Origin of the sequence: Rhizobium centroccidentale (assembly GCF_030182565.1) — a bacterium.
GTDB lineage: Bacteria > Pseudomonadota > Alphaproteobacteria > Rhizobiales > Rhizobiaceae > Rhizobium.
On record NZ_JAQJCG010000010.1, the window covers coordinates 34,815 to 54,473 of the forward strand.

The 19,659-nt window shown below is 60.0% G+C and carries 24 protein-coding genes; 14 read left to right on the forward strand and 10 right to left on the reverse strand.

All coding sequences use genetic code 11. The annotated features are described in order from the left end of the window. Window positions 1-84 precede the first annotated feature (84 nt). Window positions 85-1,605: a DEAD/DEAH box helicase gene (locus PH562_RS15010; RefSeq protein ID WP_285173891.1), complete on the forward strand. Its 1,521-nt coding sequence runs from the start codon at window positions 85-87 to the stop codon at window positions 1,603-1,605. Between the two features lie 66 nt (window positions 1,606-1,671). Next, complete coding sequence (locus PH562_RS15015) at window positions 1,672-2,094, forward strand: NUDIX domain-containing protein (protein ID WP_285173892.1); 423 nt, start codon at window positions 1,672-1,674, stop codon at window positions 2,092-2,094. 3 nt (window positions 2,095-2,097) lie between these two features. Here PH562_RS15015 and PH562_RS15020 read toward each other — a convergent pair whose 3' ends face one another. The 7 genes from PH562_RS15020 to PH562_RS15050 are packed head-to-tail and all read right to left on the reverse strand — an operon-like array spanning window position 2,098 to window position 7,791. Then, window positions 2,098-2,418, reverse strand: coding sequence for a TfoX/Sxy family protein (locus PH562_RS15020; protein WP_285173893.1), 321 nt, complete (start codon window positions 2,416-2,418; stop codon window positions 2,098-2,100). A 3-nt stretch (window positions 2,419-2,421) separates the two neighbouring features. Continuing rightward, window positions 2,422-4,056: an NTP transferase domain-containing protein gene (locus PH562_RS15025; RefSeq protein ID WP_285173895.1), complete on the reverse strand. Its 1,635-nt coding sequence runs from the start codon at window positions 4,054-4,056 to the stop codon at window positions 2,422-2,424. Further along, window positions 4,053-4,760 carry an XdhC family protein gene (locus PH562_RS15030; RefSeq protein WP_285173896.1) on the reverse strand — a complete coding sequence of 236 codons (708 nt, stop codon included), beginning with the start codon at window positions 4,758-4,760 and terminating at the stop codon, window positions 4,053-4,055. The genes PH562_RS15025 and PH562_RS15030 overlap by 4 nt, the downstream gene beginning before the upstream one ends. Then, window positions 4,760-5,089 carry an XdhC family protein gene (locus tag PH562_RS15035; protein WP_285173897.1) on the reverse strand — a complete coding sequence of 110 codons (330 nt, stop codon included), beginning with the start codon at window positions 5,087-5,089 and terminating at the stop codon, window positions 4,760-4,762. The genes PH562_RS15030 and PH562_RS15035 overlap by 1 nt, the downstream gene beginning before the upstream one ends. A 7-nt stretch (window positions 5,090-5,096) precedes the next feature. Further along, the gene (locus PH562_RS15040; protein ID WP_285173898.1) at window positions 5,097-6,344 is read right to left on the reverse strand and encodes a vWA domain-containing protein; all 1,248 of its coding nucleotides are present in this window, start codon (window positions 6,342-6,344) and stop codon (window positions 5,097-5,099) included. A 3-nt stretch (window positions 6,345-6,347) separates the two neighbouring features. Then, window positions 6,348-7,277: an AAA family ATPase gene (locus tag PH562_RS15045; protein ID WP_285173900.1), complete on the reverse strand. Its 930-nt coding sequence runs from the start codon at window positions 7,275-7,277 to the stop codon at window positions 6,348-6,350. A gap of 19 nt (window positions 7,278-7,296) precedes the next feature. Then, window positions 7,297-7,791: a flavin reductase gene (locus tag PH562_RS15050; protein ID WP_285173902.1), complete on the reverse strand. Its 495-nt coding sequence runs from the start codon at window positions 7,789-7,791 to the stop codon at window positions 7,297-7,299. A 168-nt stretch (window positions 7,792-7,959) separates the two neighbouring features. On the opposite strand from PH562_RS15050, the gene PH562_RS15055 reads away from it, so the two are divergent. The 4 genes from PH562_RS15055 (at window position 7,960) to purB (ending at window position 11,722) form a co-directional block, all read left to right on the forward strand. Next, window positions 7,960-9,039, forward strand: coding sequence for an ABC transporter substrate-binding protein (locus tag PH562_RS15055; RefSeq protein WP_285173903.1), 1,080 nt, complete (start codon window positions 7,960-7,962; stop codon window positions 9,037-9,039). A gap of 81 nt (window positions 9,040-9,120) precedes the next feature. Further along, on the forward strand, window positions 9,121-9,807 hold the full coding sequence (rpe, locus tag PH562_RS15060; protein WP_285173904.1) for a ribulose-phosphate 3-epimerase: 687 nt from the start codon (window positions 9,121-9,123) through the stop codon (window positions 9,805-9,807). After that, window positions 9,794-10,318, forward strand: coding sequence for a hypothetical protein (locus PH562_RS15065; protein ID WP_483315351.1), 525 nt, complete (start codon window positions 9,794-9,796; stop codon window positions 10,316-10,318). The genes rpe and PH562_RS15065 overlap by 14 nt, the downstream gene beginning before the upstream one ends. Window positions 10,319-10,420: 102 nt before the next feature. Beyond that, window positions 10,421-11,722 (forward strand): adenylosuccinate lyase, encoded by a 1,302-nt coding sequence (purB, locus tag PH562_RS15070; RefSeq protein ID WP_113229916.1) that lies wholly within the window; start codon window positions 10,421-10,423, stop codon window positions 11,720-11,722. Here the strand turns inward: purB and PH562_RS15075 are convergent. Next, window positions 11,703-12,218 (reverse strand): low affinity iron permease family protein, encoded by a 516-nt coding sequence (locus PH562_RS15075; protein ID WP_285173906.1) that lies wholly within the window; start codon window positions 12,216-12,218, stop codon window positions 11,703-11,705. The two genes, purB and PH562_RS15075, sit on opposite strands and share 20 nt — an antisense overlap. Before the next feature lie 85 nt (window positions 12,219-12,303). Continuing rightward, the gene (locus tag PH562_RS15080; RefSeq protein WP_285173907.1) at window positions 12,304-13,104 is read right to left on the reverse strand and encodes a DUF2189 domain-containing protein; all 801 of its coding nucleotides are present in this window, start codon (window positions 13,102-13,104) and stop codon (window positions 12,304-12,306) included. A 168-nt stretch (window positions 13,105-13,272) separates the two neighbouring features. Here PH562_RS15080 and PH562_RS15085 point away from each other — a divergent pair, with 168 nt between their 5' ends. From PH562_RS15085 to PH562_RS15110, 6 genes are all read left to right on the forward strand, one after another. Further along, window positions 13,273-13,827, forward strand: coding sequence for an RBBP9/YdeN family alpha/beta hydrolase (locus PH562_RS15085; RefSeq protein ID WP_113229915.1), 555 nt, complete (start codon window positions 13,273-13,275; stop codon window positions 13,825-13,827). A 266-nt stretch (window positions 13,828-14,093) separates the two neighbouring features. After that, on the forward strand, window positions 14,094-14,858 hold the full coding sequence (gene purC / locus PH562_RS15090; protein ID WP_112339945.1) for a phosphoribosylaminoimidazolesuccinocarboxamide synthase: 765 nt from the start codon (window positions 14,094-14,096) through the stop codon (window positions 14,856-14,858). Between the two features lie 17 nt (window positions 14,859-14,875). Next, window positions 14,876-15,118 (forward strand): phosphoribosylformylglycinamidine synthase subunit PurS, encoded by a 243-nt coding sequence (gene purS, locus PH562_RS15095; protein WP_069613006.1) that lies wholly within the window; start codon window positions 14,876-14,878, stop codon window positions 15,116-15,118. 103 nt (window positions 15,119-15,221) lie between these two features. After that, the gene (gene purQ, locus PH562_RS15100; RefSeq protein WP_145317230.1) at window positions 15,222-15,893 is read left to right on the forward strand and encodes a phosphoribosylformylglycinamidine synthase subunit PurQ; all 672 of its coding nucleotides are present in this window, start codon (window positions 15,222-15,224) and stop codon (window positions 15,891-15,893) included. A gap of 117 nt (window positions 15,894-16,010) precedes the next feature. After that, window positions 16,011-16,418: a hypothetical protein gene (locus tag PH562_RS15105; protein WP_285173910.1), complete on the forward strand. Its 408-nt coding sequence runs from the start codon at window positions 16,011-16,013 to the stop codon at window positions 16,416-16,418. 81 nt (window positions 16,419-16,499) lie between these two features. Continuing rightward, window positions 16,500-17,033, forward strand: a complete 534-nt coding sequence (locus tag PH562_RS15110; protein ID WP_285173911.1) for an AAA family ATPase — start codon at window positions 16,500-16,502, stop codon at window positions 17,031-17,033. Between the two features lie 41 nt (window positions 17,034-17,074). Here the strand turns inward: PH562_RS15110 and PH562_RS15115 are convergent, their stop codons facing one another. After that, window positions 17,075-17,383, reverse strand: coding sequence for a DUF1127 domain-containing protein (locus tag PH562_RS15115; protein WP_285173912.1), 309 nt, complete (start codon window positions 17,381-17,383; stop codon window positions 17,075-17,077). A gap of 42 nt (window positions 17,384-17,425) precedes the next feature. Between PH562_RS15115 and PH562_RS15120 the strand changes: the two genes are divergently transcribed. Further along, window positions 17,426-18,844, forward strand: a complete 1,419-nt coding sequence (locus PH562_RS15120; RefSeq protein ID WP_285173915.1) for an aminotransferase-like domain-containing protein — start codon at window positions 17,426-17,428, stop codon at window positions 18,842-18,844. Window positions 18,845-19,069: 225 nt separating this feature from the next. Then, entirely contained in the window at window positions 19,070-19,576 is a 507-nt protein-coding gene (locus PH562_RS15125; RefSeq protein WP_233788699.1) for an acyloxyacyl hydrolase, read from the forward strand. The last annotated feature ends 83 nt before the right edge of the window (window positions 19,577-19,659 follow it).

Genomic DNA, 19,659 nt, shown 5'->3' on the forward strand with positions numbered 1-19,659 from the left:
GTTCTATGTCGCGCTGCATTGCGGCACGCTCCTGTGTGTCGACTCATGGTGTTCGACTGAACCAAGACGGAATTAGATTTCCCTTTGACAACATTTGCTGACCTTGGCCTGAGCCAAAAAGTCCTTTCCGCGGTGACTGACGCGGGCTACACCACACCGACTCCTATCCAGGCCGGTGCAATCCCCTTTGCGCTTCAGCGCCGCGACATCTGCGGCATTGCCCAGACAGGGACCGGCAAGACGGCCTCCTTTGTGCTGCCGATGCTGACACTGCTCGAAAAGGGCCGCGCTCGCGCTCGCATGCCGCGCACGCTCATTCTGGAGCCAACGCGCGAACTCGCAGCGCAGGTCGCCGAAAACTTCGAGAAGTACGGCAAGAACCACCGCCTGAACATCGCCCTTCTGATTGGCGGCGTTTCCTTCGAAGAGCAGGATCGCAAGCTTGAGCGTGGCGCCGATGTACTGATCTGCACGCCCGGTCGCCTGCTGGACCATTTCGAACGCGGCAAGCTGCTGATGAGCGCCGTCGAGATCTTCGTGATCGACGAAGCCGACCGCATGCTCGACATGGGCTTCATCCCGGATATCGAACGCATCGCCAAGCTCATCCCCTTCACGCGCCAGACGCTGTTCTTCTCGGCAACGATGCCGCCGGAAATCCAGAAGCTGGCCGATCGCTTCCTGCAGAACCCAGAACGCGTCGAAGTCGCCAAGCCGGCATCGACCGCCAAGACCGTGACGCAGCGTTTCGTCGCCTCGCATGGCAAGGATTACGAGAAGCGCGCCACGCTGCGTGATCTCATCCGCGCCCAGACGGATCTGAAGAACGCAATCATCTTCTGCAATCGCAAGAAGGATGTGGCCGATCTCTTCCGCTCGCTCGAACGCCATGGCTTTTCTGTCGGTGCGTTGCATGGCGACATGGATCAGCGTTCGCGCACGACGATGTTGCAGAACTTCCGTGACGGACAGATCCAGCTTCTCGTCGCCTCCGACGTCGCAGCTCGGGGTCTCGATCTTCCCGATGTCGGTCACGTCTTCAATTTCGATGTTCCGATCCATTCGGAAGACTATGTCCATCGTATCGGCCGCACCGGTCGCGCCGGTCGCTCCGGCGCTGCGTTCACCATCGTGACGAAGCGTGACACGAAGCATGTCGACGCGATCGAGAAGCTGATCGGCGAAGATGTCCAATGGCTGAACGGCGATCTTTCGGCTCTGCCGCCCGCTGATGAGAGTGGTGACGACAACCGTTCGTCCCGCCGCCGCGATCAGAAGGGCAAGGGCCGCGATCGGGATCGCAGCCGCGGAGGCCGCAACGCCTCGAGTCATAAATCTGATATCGACGTCGAGGATAATGACGTCATAGCGATCGAAGCAGCACCAGCAAAGGCCGAAAGCGTGAAGAACGAGCGCAAGTCTGAGAACAACAATAACAGATCCCATAACGGTTCTCGCAACAGCCACCGGCCCTTCCCTGCTGCCAATGACGATCACCGCGAGCGCCGCAATCGCTATCGCGATCAGGACGATGGCCCGACGCCGGTTGGCTTCGGCGACGATATTCCGGCTTTCATGCTCATTGTGGCAAACGCCAAGGCCTGACAATCTCCATCTGCCGCCGATCCGAACCACTGCGCCGGACGTCGCGGCAAATCTCGGAATCCCGGCATGGGCAAGCCCGGCATCGATTTCCCAGGATTAGGAACCGGTCTCGCAATCTTGCGGGACGGCAAGCTCTTGCTTTATCGGCGCCTGAAGGCACCGGAAGCCGGATGCTGGAGCATCGTCGGCGGCAAGGTCGATCATATGGAGGCATCCGCTAGGGCCGCCGTCCGCGAAGCCGAAGAGGAAAGCGGCCTCTCCATCGGCGAGATCGATTATCTTTGCACCGAAGAAGTTATCAACGAGACCGACAATCAGCACTGGATCTCGCTGATCTATATCTGCAGGGACTTTTCCGGCGAACCCCGGCTGATGGAACCGGACAAGCTCTCCGATTTCGGCTGGTTCGGCCGCGGCGAGTTGCCGGCTCAGCTTTCAGAATTCGCCAAGGCGACGATCGCCCATTTGAGCGAAGCGGATTTCCGCTGACGCCTATTTATCCGAGCGAAGCGCAGCCTCATAGGCAAGCCGCACCCAGCGCGCCATTTCATCGGGATCGTCGAACGCATCGTCGGGTATCGACCAATAGGGCATGTTGACGGCCTTGCCTTTCTTGCCCTCGTAAGCCCAGCGCCGAGCACCTGCCGCTTCGAATTCAGAAGCACTGGTATCGTCAGCCTTCAGAAGGATTTCGTCGCCCACTTCCAGCGCCAGGATTCGACCCATATGGTAGATTCCCTTGCCGCCGAACATCCGTTTGATGGTGATCGGTCCGAGTGACTGAAACATCTCCTCGATATCGATATTGTCCATTCGCTACCCCTTCAAAATCCCACCGGCCGCGACAACGGCTTCGGGCGTATCGACATCGAGATGTGCCGCCTCGCCGATCTCGACATCGATAACCGGAAGCCCCGACGTCTCGATGATATGCCGGGCACCCACATCGCCCTCCAGCCGCATCACGGCGTTCAAGACCGATCGTGGCAGGATGACGGGATTGCCACGCTTACCGCCCGATACCGCCCGCACGATCGCCTGACCATTCGCCTCACGGAAGGCGGCAACCAAGGCTTTCAGATCGTCGCCGGTGACGCCGGGCATGTCGGCCAGCATGATAAGAACGCCGTCGGCCCTCTGTGCTGCCGGCGCACCAACGCCGGCAACCAACGAACTCGCCATGCCCGAGGCGTAATCCGGATTGAATACCGCTTCGACGGCGAGACCCCTTAGTGCGGTTTCAATCTCATCGCGCCGGTGCCCTGTGACGGCAACGATATCCGATACGCCGCTTGCAATGGCGATAGATGCCGAACGGCGTACCAGCGGCACGCCATCGAATTCCGCCAAAAGCTTGTGCGAGCCACTCTCGCCCATACGGCTCGCCTTTCCCGCAGCCAGCAGGACGATGACAACCGATATCGCCGAAGGCAGTTTGTTGACGATGTCACGCGGCCGTGGGCGTGACTGAATTTCCATCAGCAACCCTCCAACGCCCATGCCGCTGATATCCTGCGGCGACGGTCGTTCGCCGGCTAATATCCGATCCAGCACCCAGTCGAAGCCATTCTCTTTCGGGCTGCGCGCACATCCCGGCGCCCCGACGACATAAACGTCGCCCACCCTGCCCAGCACCAGTAGATTGCCCGGATCGACGGGCATGCCGACCTGAATGACCTCGCCGCCGGCAAGCCGGATCGCCTCCGGAATGACGTCGCCGGCATCGATAACAGCCGAAGCTCCGAAAACGATCACCAGTTTCGCGAGCCGATCCTGGGCCGCGAGAGCGCGACGGATCGCGCCAGCAACATCGGCCGCTCTATGCGCAACACGCTCTTCCCGCTGCAGTATGCTGCCCGAAGGCTGCAGCCGCTGCGAAAGGATGCGGGCCGTCTTGTCCATGACGGAGGCCTTCAGCGATGGCAGCTCCGTGGCCACAAGCGAAACGGCATGCGGCATGAAGGGCTTGACCTCGAAAACCGGCATCCGCCGGAGAATTTCGACACCTGCAGCGATTTTGGCTCCGGAAACGGCAAGCGGAATGATCTTGAAGGTCGCCACCATGTCGCCTGCTCGCACAGGTACATGGTCTGCAAGACAGGCAAGGGTGATCGCCGGATCGAGATTGTTGATTCGGTCGACTGCCATACGATCCGCAACAAACAGTCCGTCGGCGGCGCTATGGACATTCACGCGTCCCGTCGCGGCTTCAGAAAAAGTCAGATGATCGGGTGCAACAGCCTGCGCCAACTGCTCGGCGGCCTCGTCTTCCATCAGGTCACCCGGCTCGATACGCGCAGCGATAACGCGGTCGATTCCGGCGGCAGTGAGCCGCTCTATATCTTCGCCGCCAAGCCGATGCCCCTTGGAAAAACTGCCATCGGCCAGCCGGAGGGAATGCGCGAGAACCGCGCCCTCCGCCTCCGCCGTCAAGAACTCACCGAAGATCATGGCGCAACGCCCTTTGGCGACGAGACATCGCGCCCACGAAGCGAGCCGATGATCTCCGCCAGGATGGCAACCGCAATTTCGGCCGGGCTGGCAGCGCCGATGGCAAGCCCGATCGGCGCATGGATGCTTGCAAGCTCGGCTTCGCTTAAGCCTTCCCGCCTCAAGCGCTCCAGGCGGCCGGCATGCGTCTTGCGGCTGCCAAGGGCGCCGACATAAAAACAGCCCGTCTTCAACGCCTGAATAATCGGCTCGTCATCGATCTTGGGATCATGGGTCACGGCGACCAGCGCCATATAGCAGTCGAGCGGACGCTCTTTCAGCACATCCACGGGCCAGTCGGCGATCAGGTCTATGCCTTCGAAGCGTTCCGGGGTGGCAAAGGCGGTGCGCGGATCGATGATCGTCACGTCGAAGCCCGCAAGCGCCGCCATGCGCGCTAGAATCTGACTGATATGGACGGCGCCGATGATGACGACGCGCGGCGGCGGTAGATGCACGTTGAAGAACAAGCTCTGTCCGTCTATCTCGAGCGCTGCGGACTTGCCCGAACGGAATGCCGCTGAAGCGGCATTGGCGAGCGCGCCTTCCAGCGCATCACCTTCGACGATCAGCCGATCCGGCCCTCCGGAGAGATCGGTAACAAGGATCGCCGCCTGCCGCCTGCGCCGCATCTCGTTCAGCCGCACCAGTATCTGCCGGTCCATTAGCCGAGCCTTTCGACATAGACGCGGATGCGGCCGCCGCAGGACAAGCCGACCCGCCAAGCCGTTTCATCGGCGACGCCGAATTCCAGCATGCGCGACTTGCCCGTTTCGATGACATCGAGCGCCTCGGTAATGACGGCACCTTCAACGCAGCCGCCGGAAACCGACCCATGGAAATTGCCTTCGCCGTCGATCACGAGATGGCTGCCTGACGGGCGTGGCGCCGAACCCCAGGTATCGACAACGGTCGCCACGGCCACGTTGCGGCCTGCCGACACCCATTCCTCCGCGATCACGAGCGGATCCAGACTTTCGGATATATCTGACATCGGAGCCTCATTGCTTGCCGAGAAACCGCCTGGGATCATAAGTGTCCGAGCGGCCGGCGGTGAGAGCCGATACGAGATCAGCCAGAGATAATAGATTGTGTACGGGACGGAATTCGTCAACATGCGGGAGCATCGCTTTTACACCGCGAGCCCGAGCCTCGAAACCCTCGAAGCGCAAGAGCGGATTGAGCCAGATCAGTCGCCGACAGGAGCGATGCATGCGATCCATCTCCTCTCCGAGCAACTCAACGCCTTCGCGCTCCAGCCCATCGGTGATCAACAGCACGATGGCGCCCTGCCCCAGCACCCGGCGCGCCCATAGCCTGTTGAACTCCTTCAGTGTCTCGCCGATCCGCGTTCCACCCGACCAGTCGCGCACCGCCGCCGCACATTCGTCCAGTGCCTGATCCGGGTCCTTGTGGCGCATTGCCCTGGTCACGTTGGTCAGGCGCGTTCCGAACAGAAACGTATGAACACGCCGCCGCCGTTCGGTGAGCACGTGCAGGAAATGCAGGAAGATACGCGTGTACTGGCTCATCGAACCGGATATATCGGCCAGCACGACCAGCGGCGGCTGGATTTCCTTCGGCTTCCGGAAGCGCGGAAGGATCAGCGCTCCTCCCGTACGCAGGGCCGAGCGCATTGTGGCGCGCGGATCGACCTTGGCCACTGTGCGAGACGGCGCGAAACGTCGCGTGCGCACACGGTCCAGCGGCAATTGCAGCTTCGCCAGCTCCTTCTTGGCTACGGCAATTTCCGCCGCCGACATCTGGGCGAAATCCAGATGGCGCAGAACCTCGCTGCCGGAGCTGGTAAATCGCGAATCTATTTCGATATCGGACGCCTCGCGTTGCGGACGCCGTTCATCGCGGTCATTGAGCAAGGCATCGCTTGCCCGGCTCTCGCCCGGTTTCGGCTTTTCCTTCTGCCGGTCGTCGGGCGCAACCGGCGACATCATTGCGATCATCTTTGCAACGAGATCGCGCGAGCGCCAGAACAGCCGGAACGCCTCGTCGAAGACGGCAAGATCCTCATGCCGCTTGACGAAGATAGAACAGAGGGCAGCGTGAAATTCCTCGCGGGAACCGATGCCGATCGCTTCGACCGCCTCGATGGCATCGGCAATCGCCCCAGGTCCGATCTTAAGCCCGGCCTTGCGCAACACTCGGCCGAACAGCACGATGTTGTCGGCGAGGCGCCCGTCACCGGCCGGTGACGGCGCAACGACGATGCCATCCTGAGCGCTCGGCTCCATGGCTCATCCCGCCGCCAGCAGTTCGGATTTGACTTCGTCCAACACACGCTTGCCTTCGGCGCCCTGAATACGGGCGATATCGTCCTGATATTTCAGCAACGTCCCAAGCGTATCCGAAACAGTCTCCGGATCGAGCGCCAGCCGATCGAGTTCAGTCAAGGCGGTCGCCCAGTCGATCGTCTCGGCGACGCCCGGGTTCTTGAAAAGGTCGAGCATGCGCAGCCTCTGCACATAGGCGACGATCTGGCGCGATAGCGCTTCGTTGCAGCCAGGCACCTTGCGGCGGATGATCTCAAGCTCCTGCTCGGCCTCAGGATAATCGACCCAATGATAGAGACAGCGCCGTTTCAAGGCGTCATGCACCTCGCGTGTCCGGTTCGTGGTGATGATAACGATGGGCGGTTCGGCGGCCCGGATGGTCCCGAGCTCCGGCACCGTCACCTGAAAATCGGACAGCACCTCCAGCAGAAATGCCTCGAAAGCCTCGTCGGTGCGATCCAATTCATCAATCAGAAAGACTGGCGCCCGACCGCCAACAGCCGACAGTGCCTGCAGCACCGGCCGGCGAATCAGATAACGCTCGGAGAAGATATCGGCCTCGATGCGGTCGCGATCGGTCAGACCGGAGGCTTCCGCGAGACGGATTTCCAGCATCTGCGCCGGATAGTTCCATTCATAGACGGCCGAGGAGACATCCAGCCCTTCATAGCACTGCAGCCGGATGAGCGGCCGGTCAAGCGCCTTCGCCAGGACCTTGGCGATCTCCGTTTTGCCGACGCCGGCCTCGCCCTCCAGAAAGAGCGGCCGCTTCATCTTCAATGCGAGAAACAAAACCGTGCCGAGCGCGCGTCCGGCCAGATAGTCATGGGCGCCGAGCAACGCCATCGTCTCATCGATCGAACTCGGCAGCGAAGGTAATGTCTGATCCGCCATGATAACTCCCTTGCAGGGGTTATAGCGTGTGATAGCCGCGGTTCATATAGAGCAATGCTGGCTTCGGTTCGCTATAGCGTATGGCCATCACTTCGCCAAAGATGATGTTGTGCGTGGAGGCCTGCTTGATCTCAAGAACGCGGCAATCGAAGGCGGCAAGAGCATCGGCAAGCACGGGCGCACCCGTCGCCAGCGTCTCGAACTTGCCAGCAGCGAAACGTTCATCGACGGTCAGCTGCGTCTTGCCAGAAAAGGCATCGGCCAGGGCTTGATGATCCGCGCCGAGCGTATTCAGAGCGAAGATGCCGCTTTTGAAGAAGATCTCGTTTTTCTCGTTGCTGTTGTTGAGGCAGATCAGAACCGTTGCAGGGCTATCCGACACCGAGCAGGCGGCTGTGATCGTCACGCCACGTCGCTCCGCACCGAGCGCCGTCGTCACCAGTTGCACATGCCCCGCATAACGGCTCATGGCATCGCGATAAAGCGCCGGGTCCATACGCTGCCTGTCTAGCACCACCGTCTCCTTTATTGAGTCGTGCTCGCCTAACATTCTATATGACGGTCAGGTGTTAGCTTTTCTACAATAGCATTATTGAAAACAGAGCGATTTTGCTGCTTTTTCTTTGACGATGCCTCGCAGACGGATAAATAGGGCAGGAAAATTGTCCGGGATACTCCATCGATGAACGTTCTGCGTCGCCTTCCGCTCCTGCTTGCGCTGCTTTCGGCGGCCGGCAGCAGCTATGCCGCAGGAATTCACATCGGCGTGGTTGCACCGCAGGACGGTAATTTCGCAACGCTCGGAGCGGAGATAACCGCCGGCGCAAATTTCGAGATCCAGGCCCAAAAGGATACGGCCACCGTGGTCAACGAGCCTTGCACGGAGGATGGCGGCCGAGCCGCCGCTGAAGCGCTGGTGGCTGCCAAAGCACAAGTTGCAATCGGCTTTCTCTGCACAGAGACCCTGGAGGGCGCGCTGCCGCGCCTCAAGGATGCCGGCATTCCCGTCATCACCGTTTCCGTGCGCTCGCGCATCCTCATGGAAGACGCGTTGAAAAATGGTTGGCCGCTCTTTCGCCTGGCGCCGGTCGATAGCGCCGAGGCGGCCGTGGCGATCGATACCATCCTGAAAAATTGGGCTGCGGAACCGATGGCGCTGATCGATGACGGCACGATACACGGCCGCGAATTGGTCGGCGCTATCCGCAACGCACTGGAGGAAAAGGGGCTGAAGCCCGTTTTCACCGATACGTACCGTCCCGGCCAGGACCAGCAGATCGCGCTTGTACGCCGTCTGAAGAAAGCGGGCGCAACTCGCGTCTTCGTCGGCGGCGACCGCAGCGATGTCGCCGTAATTGCCCGCGACGCGAAGAACGAGAACATCCCGCTAGTCCTGATGGGCGGCGACGCCATGCGCGCAGCAGATCAGCCCCTTCCCTTGCTGGAGGGTGTGCAGGCGATTGCGCTACCCGATTATACCAGCCTGCCGGCAGCCCAGTCTACGGTACAGGCGATGCGTGCGGGCGGTATCGAACCCGACGGCTATACCCTGCCGGCCGCAGCAGCGGCTCAGATCGCCAGCCAGGCGGCGGACGGCGCCAAGGTGGACAATAAACCCATTGCCGAAAAGCTTATGGGAACGGTTTTCCAGACAATGATTGGCCCTATCTCGTTCGGACAGAACCACGAATTGACCGAAAACCCCTATCGCCTGCTGGAATGGCGGGGCAATGCCTTCGTGCCGGTGACGCCATCAAACTGAGGCAAGCCGTTCTGGCGGTTGTTTGCCCGTTGCAGCGGTGGTAATCCAGGCGCGAAATAATCAGTTGGAGCTCAGCTACCCATGACCTTGCCGATCCGCATTGCCCCTTCCATTCTCGCTGCCGACTTCGCCAAGCTCGGGCAGGAGGTCAAGGATGTGACCGAAGCCGGCGCCGATTGGATCCATCTCGATGTCATGGACGGCCATTTCGTGCCGAACATCTCCTTCGGCGCCGATGTCATCAAAGCGCTGCGCCCTTACACGACAGCCACTTTCGACTGCCATCTGATGATCTCGCCGGCCGATCCCTATCTCGAAGCCTTCGCCAAGGCCGGCTGCGACCGCATCACGGTCCATGCCGAAGCCGGCGTGCATCTGCATCGCTCGCTGCAGACGATCCGCCATCTCGGCAAGAAGGTCGGCGTCACCCTCAATCCGGCAACCCCGCTTTCCGTGCTGGAAAACGTGCTCGACGATATCGACCTGATCCTGATCATGTCGGTCAATCCGGGCTTTGGCGGCCAGAAGTTCATCCCTGCCATGGCCGACAAGATCCGCAACGCCAAGTCCCTGATCGGTGACCGTCCGATCGAACTGGAAGTCGATGGGGGCGTCTCCGTTGAGACGGCGCCTCTCATCACGGCCTCCGGTGCCAACGTTCTCGTGGCCGGTTCGGCGATCTTCAAGGGCGAATCGGTCGAGGCCTACAGGCAGACGATCGGCGATCTCCGGGCGGCGGCCGAACGAGGCCGCATTGGATCAAACTAACCCGACCAACGCCTTCATCGCGACGACGGGCCGGATACGGACCGTCGCCTCGCATTGCCTTGAAGTTCTGGGCAGTGCGATCTGCTGGGGTGCGACCATGGCCGCTTCTGCGATCGCGGCGCTCTATTTGCGCAACGGGCTACTGACCAGCCATCTTGGCGCGCTTACCCTCATCTACTTCTTCGGCGGCGCCCTCTCCTGGCTCATCCTTGTGCCGCTCACTCAGCGTTTTGCCCGCCAGCGGCCGACCAGCGCGCGTTTTGCCGCCTTCTTTCTGGCCCTCTCCGTAGGCACCGCGGCGATGACAGCCTTCCTTTTCGCTATGGACTATCGTTGGTTCTATTCGCGCTGGCATGCACCATTCGGCTCGCTCATCTGGATCTTCCAGTTCCTGTTCACCGGCGCCAGCGCCGTCTACCAGTTCGCCGTCCTCGGCCTCACCCTGTTTTTGCCGCTCGGCCTGCTATGCCTGATCGTTGTTTCGGCCTATCTTGCGCGGCAGAGAGATTGAGGCCCTGAAACATTGTGCCTCTGAAACATTGTGATTGCCGCCCGTCTTTGTTATGGGGGCGCCGAGTTTTCCCTTTCCGTCAGCCAAGAAAGCTTTGAGCCTATGATCCCGCGCTACTCCCGACCGGAAATGGTCGCCATCTGGTCTCCCGAAACCAAATTCCGTATCTGGTTCGAGATCGAGGCCCATGCCTGTGATGCGCTGGCCGCGCTCGGCGTCATTCCGAAGTCAGCAGCGGATACCATTTGGGAAAAGGGTGGCAAGGCCACGTTCGACGTTGCCCGCATCGACGAGATCGAAGCCGTTACCAAGCACGATGTCATCGCCTTCCTGACGCATCTTGCCGAAATCGTCGGGCCGGACGCCCGCTTCGTCCACCAGGGCATGACCTCCTCGGACGTGCTCGATACCTGCTTCAACGTCCAGCTCGTGCGCGCCAGCGACCTGCTCATCGCCGATATCGACAAGCTGCTGGAAGCCCTGAAGCGCCGTGCCTTCGAGCATAAGGACACCGTCACCATCGGCCGTTCGCATGGCATCCATGCCGAACCCACCACCTTCGGCGTCAAGCTGGCGCTCGCCTATGCCGAATTCGAGCGCTGCAAGCAGCGCCTGATCGCAGCCCGCGAGGAAGTCGCCACCTGCGCGATCTCCGGCGCCGTCGGCACCTTCGCCAATATCGACCCACGCGTCGAAGAGCATGTCGCAGCAGCCCTCGGCCTGAAGCCGGAGCCGGTCTCGACGCAGGTCATCCCGCGCGACCGTCACGCAATGTTCTTCGCCACGCTTGGTGTCGTCGCCTCCTCGATTGAACGTCTCGCCACCGAAATCCGCCATCTGCAGCGCACAGAAGTTCTGGAAGCCGAAGAATATTTCTCTCCGGGCCAGAAGGGCTCTTCCGCCATGCCGCACAAGCGCAATCCGGTACTGACGGAAAACCTGACGGGCCTCGCCCGCATGGTCCGCTCCTATTCCATCCCGGCCATGGAGAATGTCGCTCTCTGGCACGAACGCGATATCTCGCACTCGTCGGTTGAGCGCATGATCGGCCCTGACGCGACCGTCACGCTCGATTTCGCGCTGGCCCGGATGACAAGCGTCATCGACAAACTGCTCGTCTATCCGGACAATATGATGAAGAATCTGAACAAGTTCCGTGGACTTGTTCATTCGCAGCGCGTGCTGCTGGCGCTGACCCAGGCCGGCGTGTCCCGCGAGGATTCCTATCGGCTCGTCCAGCGCAACGCCATGAAGGTTTGGGAGGAAGGCAAGGACTTCCTCGAGGAACTGCTGGCCGACCAGGAAGTGCGTGCGGCTCTCTCGGAAGCAGATATCCGCGAAAAGTTCGACCTTGGCTATCATACCAAGCATGTCGACACGATCTTCAAGCGGGTTTTCGGCTAGAATTTCCGGCTTTCGATTGCGCTTTGCTTGAGGCGGTGCCGCTGACGCGCCGCCTCTTTCTGTTGTTGGCGGATGTGGCCGCGATAGCGCGATCATGCTCGATGCTCTCGCCAGCCTTGCCCTGATGTTGTTCAGGTTCGCGCTTTGCCGCCTTTTCGACCAGCCGGTCGAGGTGCTTCAAATCCTCTTCGTCAAGATTTTCGATCCCGATGAAGCGGTTCTCGGCCGCGCTCGTCAGAATAAGTTCGTTGAGCTTGGCCTGGATGGCCCGCGTATCGCGCGTCTGTGCATTCTGGAGCAGAAAAACCATCAGGAAGGTGACGATCGTCGTGCTGGTGTTGATGACCAGCTGCCATGTGTCGGAGTAACCGAAGATCGGCCCGGTGGCTCCCCAAAGAACCACCGAAAGCAGCGCCAGCACGAAAATGGCCGGCTTGCCGGTCCATTCCGAAACCACGACTGCGAAACGGGTGAAAATATGAGTAAGCCGCGCCATGATCCGCATCTCCTTATGATGCGGATCAACGTGAAAACCGCCCCGCGGTTCCAATGATGCAGGCTTCCGCCTATGCCGGCTTGGTCTAGCTTTCAGTCACAATCAGCTTGCGATAGAGATGCCAGGATGCATGGCCGAGGATCGGCATGACGACCGCCAGCCCGGCAAAGATCGGGATGGTGCCGATGACGAGCAGCGCCGCCACGATCAAGCCCCAGACGGCGATGGGCACCGGATTGGTCAGCGTCGCCCGGATACTCGCATCGATCGCGGCGACGACACCGATGTCACGGTCCAACAGCAGCTGGAACGTAACGACAGTGGTCGCCAGGGCCACGAGCGCAAAGACAAAGCCGATCAGATCGCCCCAAAGCATCATGGCCATGCCTTCCCGCGTCGTCAGTACGCTCGACACGAAGGATGGAAGCGTCGGGGGAACACCATCGCCAAAATAGATGAAATAGATATTCCTCGCCACGAAGAGCCAGACGATGAACAGGCCGAACAGCATGAGGCCGGCAACAATGATCGACGGCAAGGCTGATGAGAAGCGCACGTCGAACGCATGGCTCCACGACGTATCCAGCCCCTTTTCCCGCCGCCTGCTGATCTCATAGAGGCCGATCGCGGCCAAGGGTCCAAGCAGGGCAAAACCGGACATCAGCGGAAACAGCAATGGCAGCAGATTCTGGTCGGTGCTCCAGATCGCCAGGGCGATGCCGGCAATCGGATACATTAGGCACAGGAAGACATAATGGGATGGTTTTTCGCTGAAATCGTCCAGTCCCATTTTCAGGGCATCGACGAGATCGGCGATAGCGATCTTACGGATGGCGGGACGCGTAAAAGTGTGGTCTGCTCCAACCATGACGTGAAAGGCCGTCATAATGCTCTCCTCCTCAACCGTGGTGCTCGGTTGGCGGTGCTGGATGGCGGCAAAACGGGTCGCCGACATCGTCATTCGCTACCGGCAACGGCAATCCTAGCAAATTTTGCCGCAATTGTCGCCTTTTCCCTTGACAGTTGGGTTCCCCTTTTCCACATCGGCGAAATCATGAAAGCCTCCGACGCAAACATCCTCATCATTCCCGGCTACACGAATTCCGGCCCCGACCACTGGCAGACGCGCTGGGAGCAGAAGCTCTCGACCGCACGGCGCGTGGAACAGGCGGAATGGTCGAAGCCCGTGCGCGACGATTGGGTGGCCCGCATTGCGGAAGAAGTGAATGCGTCGGACAAGCCCGTCGTGCTGGTCGCGCACTCCCTCGGCGTACCCTCGGTGATCCATGCAATCCCGCATTTCCGCAATAAGGTCGCAGGCGCATTCTTCGTCGCACCGCCCGATGTCGCCAATCCCGACATCCGGCCGAAGCATCTGATGACGTTCGGCCCCTATCCGCGCGATCCCCTGCCATTTCCGTCGATCACGATTGCCAGCCGCAACGATCCCTTCGGCAGCTACGAGCATGCGGACGATATCGCCAATAGCTGGGGTTCGATGCTGATCGATGCCGGCGAAGCTGGCCATATCAACACCGAATCCGGTCACGGCCCCTGGCCGGAGGGCACGATGGTCTTTGCAAAGTTTCTCAGCCAGCTGAAGCCGTAGTATTATCGCTAAATGATCATGGATAGAGGCATGCCTCGCCTCACTAGCCTGTGAAGTACAGGGCGCCTTCATTCCATCATCAGATAAAAACCTGTAAAACAGGTCATGACTGGACCCCGAATCTGGCATTGGCATCCCGCTAAGGCCGGAATTCCAAGGAAGGAGGCGCAGGCGGATTGTGAATTCGCTTCTTATCCGTTATGGGGACGCCCACATACGATCCACTTGCGCTGTCCCATGAGCGCCAAAGACAGAGAACAATACCAATGAACCGTCGCCGCCGTATTTACGAGGGCAAGGCCAAGATCCTTTACGAGGGGCCTGAGCCGGGCACGCTGATCCAGTTCTTCAAGGACGACGCCACCGCCTTCAACAAGAAGAAGCACGAAGTCATCGATGGCAAGGGCGTTCTGAACAATCGCATCTGCGAGTATATCTTCAGCCATCTGAACAAGATCGGCATTCCCACCCATTTCATCCGCCGCCTCAACATGCGCGAGCAGCTGATCAAGGAAGTGGAGATGATTCCGCTCGAGATCGTCGTGCGCAACGTTGCCGCCGGCTCGCTCGCCAAGCGCCTCGGCATCGAGGAAGGCGTGGTCCTGCCGCGCTCGATCATCGAGTTCTACTACAAGTCCGACGCGCTAGAAGACCCAATGGTCTCCGAAGAGCACATCACGGCTTTCGGCTGGGCCAATCCGGCCGAGCTCGATGACATCATGGCGCTCGCCATCCGCGTCAACGACTTCATGACCGGTCTTTTCCTCGGCGTCGGCATCCAGCTCGTCGATTTCAAGATCGAATGTGGCCGCCTGTTCGAAGGCGACATGATGCGCATCATCCTCGCCGACGAAATCTCGCCGGACTCTTGCCGTCTCTGGGACATCGAAACCCGCGAGAAGATGGACAAGGACCGCTTCCGTCGCGACCTGGGCGGCCTGCTCGAAGCCTATTCCGAAGTGGCACGCCGCCTCGGCATCATCAATGAAAACGAACCCGTGCGCGGCACGGGCCCGGTTCTCGTCAAGTAAGTTCAGAAAGGACAATCGTGATCAAGGCTCGTGTAACCGTCACGCTGAAGAACGGCGTTCTCGATCCGCAGGGCAAGGCAATCGAAGGCGCGCTCGGCGCACTCGGCTTTGACGGCGTTCATCAAGTCCGCCAGGGCAAGGTCTTCGATCTCGAGCTTGAAGGCACCGACAAGAACAAGGCCGAAGCCGATCTGAAGGCCATGTGCGAGAAGCTTCTCGCCAATACGGTCATCGAGAACTTCAGCATTTCGATCGACTGATTGTCCTCTTTCGCGAGCCATCCTTCCTTTGTCTGAAGCAATGAAGTATGGCTCACGAAGCACATTCCAGCGATTACTCTTCGCCTATTGCGGGAACAGCATCATGAAATCAGCAGTCGTCCAACTCCCCGGCCTCAATCGCGATCGCGACATGATCGCGGCGCTGACCAAGATTTCCGGTCAGGCGCCCGTAACGGTCTGGCAGACGGAAACCGAAATCCCGGATGTCGACCTGATCGTCATTCCCGGTGGCTTTTCCTACGGCGATTATCTGCGCTGCGGCGCGATTGCCGCCCGCATGCCGATCATGCAGGCGATCAAGGACAAGGCCGACAAGGGCGTCAAGGTTTTGGGCGTCTGCAACGGTTTCCAGATCCTTCTGGAAGCGGGCATGCTGCCGGGCGCGCTGATGCGCAACGCCTCGCTGAAATTCGTCTGCCGCGAAGTGAAGCTGGAAGTCGTCAATGCCGAAACGGACTTCACAGCCGCCTATGCGAAGGGCCAGGTCATCCGCAGCCCGGTCGCCCATCACGACGGCAATTATTTCGCTGATGCCGAGACGCTGAAGGCGATCGAGGATAATGGCCAGGTGGTCTTCCGCTACGCCGAAGGCACCAATCCCAACGGCTCGGTTAACGACATTGCCGGCGTCATGAATGCCAAGGGCAACGTGCTCGGCATGATGCCGCATCCGGAAAATCTTATCGAAGCTGCCCATGGCGGCAGCGATGGCCGTGGCCTCTTCGCCTCCGCGCTTGGCGTGGTCGCAGCCTGATAACGGCCGCCCCACTATCGGAACCATAAAATCGGCGTCTTTGCATAGAACAGCAGGGCGTCGCAAAGCGATCCGGTACACTTTAGCAGACCTAATCGCCTCATTGGAAAGAGTTTGATGCGCCCTCGCCTCCTCACAGGACTTTATTCCGCCGCTGCCATCGCGATGCTTGGGCTGTTGGTCACCTCGTGCGGCCCGCGTCCGCCGAGCATCACCGCGACCGATCACAGCGCCCTGTCGACGATGGAGCGCATCATGCTCAGCGCCAATGCGTGTTGGTTCAAGTCTTCGGACCCGGCTTTCGCCAGTTATCAGCTCGCTCCTGAGCTCAACTCCTTTACCGGTCGTCCGCGCATCCTCGTGGTCGACAAGAAGCATCCGACCGGCCGACCGTCTCTCGTCGTGCAGGCGGAAGGCAATCCCGCGCAGCTGCAGGCCTTCGGTCCGATGATGGCAGGCGCTTCCGGCGGCCGTATCACGGGCGACGTCAATCGCTGGGCTGGTGGTTCGAAGGCTTGCAGCTAAGTCGATGGCCTTAGGCTTTCCCGCCCCCCGGGGAGCCTCGCAGCCAGCGCATGACGTGCCCTCTACGCGGAGATCATTGTCATGGACAGATTTATCATTCTCTCAGGCTGCTCCGGCGGCGGCAAATCGACGTTGCTGGAGATGCTCAAGCGACGTGGTCACCACATCGTCGAGGAGCCGGGCCGTCGCATCGTCATCGAGGAACTGCAAGGTGACGGTTCGGCCCTGCCATGGGTCGATGCATTGGCATTTGCCCGTCGGGCGATCGCCATGTCGCTGACTGACCGCGAGAAAGCGGCGCAATTATCCGGTTTGGTCTTTTTCGACAGAGGACTGATCGATGCCGCATCGGCGCTTGAATATATGACGGGCGAACCGGCCCTGGCTTTGCTTGGCCAATTGCATCGCTACAACCGACATGTCTTCCTGACGCCGCCATGGCCGGAAATCTACGTCGGCGATCGCGAAAGAAGGCACGATTTTACGGCGGCGGTTGCGGAATATGACCGGCTGACTGCCGCCTATCCCACGCTCGGCTACGAAGTCCATATCCTACCGAAAATCGGCGTCGAGGAACGCGCCGATTTCGTTCATTCCGTCCTGGGTCTCAATTAGACGCCAGACAGGTTGATGCCGAGATCGGCTCGCGCCGGCACTCAATCCCAAAAGAACGATTTATTAATTTCCTTTGCCGCCTCACGACGCGTCAGGCCGATGTCGGACAGCTGGTCGTCCGTCAGGTCTCTCAGCACACGCCGTCCCTCGCGCTTCTCCAGCCAATGCACATAAAGTGCCCACAGCCGGCGTATCCAATGCGGCCTTGGCTGCGCCGCTCTAATTCCCACGCCCGCCGCGCGGGGATCTCCCGCTTCGGTCGAACAGATCGTAACCATTGTACTCATCTTCATTTCCACATAATGGTGACAATTTTGATGCATCGAGCCAAACGATGCAAATTGACTCATACTCTTGACTCGACGATAGGGACAATCTAAGAAATTGTCATTATGACAAATTGGCTTCCTGACATTTCCAGCGGAACCGGCCCGGTCTATATCCGTGTCGCCGATGCCATCGAACACGCGATTACTCATGGCGTCTTGCCGCCCGGCACCAAGCTGCCGCCGCAGCGCAATCTCGCCTATGATATCGGCGTGACCATCGGCACGGTCAGCCGGGCCTATGCCCTCGTGCATGAACGCGGCCTTGTCGCCGGTGAAGTCGGCCGCGGCACCTATGTTCTGGAACGTTCGAACGGCAAGCAGATCGAGCTCGTCGATCCGATCACCCAGGCGCTTGCCGGCACCCGGGGTCTGAATACGCCGGATGCCAAGATCCGCTTCGATACCACCGCCGCTCCCGATATCGGCCAGGGTGTGATCATCGGCAAGCTCTTCGCCGACATCAGCAGCGAGCATCAGACGGAGATCTCTTCCTATTCAAGGAACTTCCCGGCGAGCTGGTTTGAGGCAGGACAGATCTGGCTTGCCCGCAACGGCTGGCAGCCGGCAATCGAGACAATCGTGCCGACGCTCGGCGCCCATGCCGCCGCCATAGCAGTTATTTCGGCCGTCACCTCGCCGGGCGACAAGATCGTCTTCGAGAATCTCACCTATACGCAGATCAGCCGCGCAGCGCGCCTGCTGGGGCGCCGCACGATCCTGGTGGATTCGGACGAGCACGGCATGATCCCCGAGGATTTCGAGCGCCTGTGTCAACAGCAGCATCCGCGCCTCGCCTTCCTGATGCCGACAGCCCATAATCCCACCCTGGTGACAATGCCCGAGGCAAGACGCCGGGCGATTGCCGCCATTGCGCGCCGGCATAGCGTATGGCTGATCGAGGACGACCTCTATGGCGGCATGACCGGCGATCAGAACCCGCTGATGGCGGCCATTGCGCCGGAACGAACTTTCGTCGTCAGCAGCCTGTCGAAATCGGTGACAGCCGGCGTGCGCGGCGGCTGGGTCGCCTGCCCGCCGCATTTTGCCCAGCGCATCAAAGTTACGCACAAGATGACGACGGGGGGCCTGCCCTTCATATTGGCCGAAACCTGTGCCCGACTCGTGCTGGGCGGCCATGCCCTGGAACTGCGCCGCAAATCCGTCGAAGAGATTAAGGCTCGTGAGCAATTGGCGCGCGAGGCATTATCGGGCTTCGAGTTCAATTCGCATCCGCATCTGCCGTTCCTTTGGCTGAAGCTGCCGGAACCCTGGCTTTCGGGTACCTTCAAGAATGCAGCGCTCTCGGAAGGTGTGCTCATTGATGATGAGGATGAATTCAAGGCCGCGCGAATCGACAGGGTCTATCATCGCGTCCGCGTCGCTTTTTCGTCGCCACCACAGCGAAAAGATGTTGCCGCCGGGCTCATGACATTACGCAGGTTGTTGGAAAACGGCTCGTCGGGATACGATAGTCACATTTAAGCAAGCCTTAGCAATTTATCGACAGACATCTTGCGCAAATGCGATTTCGCCGTCTCGACTCTTAGCACGCTACCATTCTATCAATAAAAAATGAGGATTCGCCCGCCACACCAGGGGGAGTGCATGGCTATTGCAAGCTTTTTCAGCAAGCGTTTGGTTTCGAGTTTTCTAGTAATCAGTTCGGTATTTGTTGCAGGTCAATCGGCCGCAACCGCTGCAGATACGGTGGCGGCTACTCCCGCCGCTCCAGTCAAGATTTTCGACGAACTGCGTTTTGGCGCTAGCGGCTCCATCCAGAGCGGCAACGAGCATGAAAGTGGTGTCTTCCCGGATGTCCAGGTACTTTTCAATCCGTTCGGCTATAATCCGACAGCGGATTGGAAGGATCAGCTGACGCATCCGCGTATCCACGTAGGCACATCGATCGGCACGTCGGGCTCTGCGACGCAGGTCTATGGCGGCCTTTCCTGGACGCTAACGCACAGCAACGGCATCTTCACCGAACTCGGCTTCGGCGGCACGGTGCACACGGGCAACCTGGATGACTGGCGAGAGCATGGCCCGATGCTCGGCTGCCGCCTGCTCTTCCACGAATATGCCGGCCTCGGCTATAATTTTGACAGCCATTGGAACGTAATGGCGCAGATCGCGCACTCGTCGCATGCCAATCTTTGCGATGGGCCTAACGGCGGCATGACGCGCGCCGGTATCATGGTCGGCTACAAATTCTGATCTCGCACAACGGCCGGCGACGGCCGCACGCGTGATTTCTCCAGCATCATTGCCGGCGTGTTGTGAACGCCGGTGATTTTCCT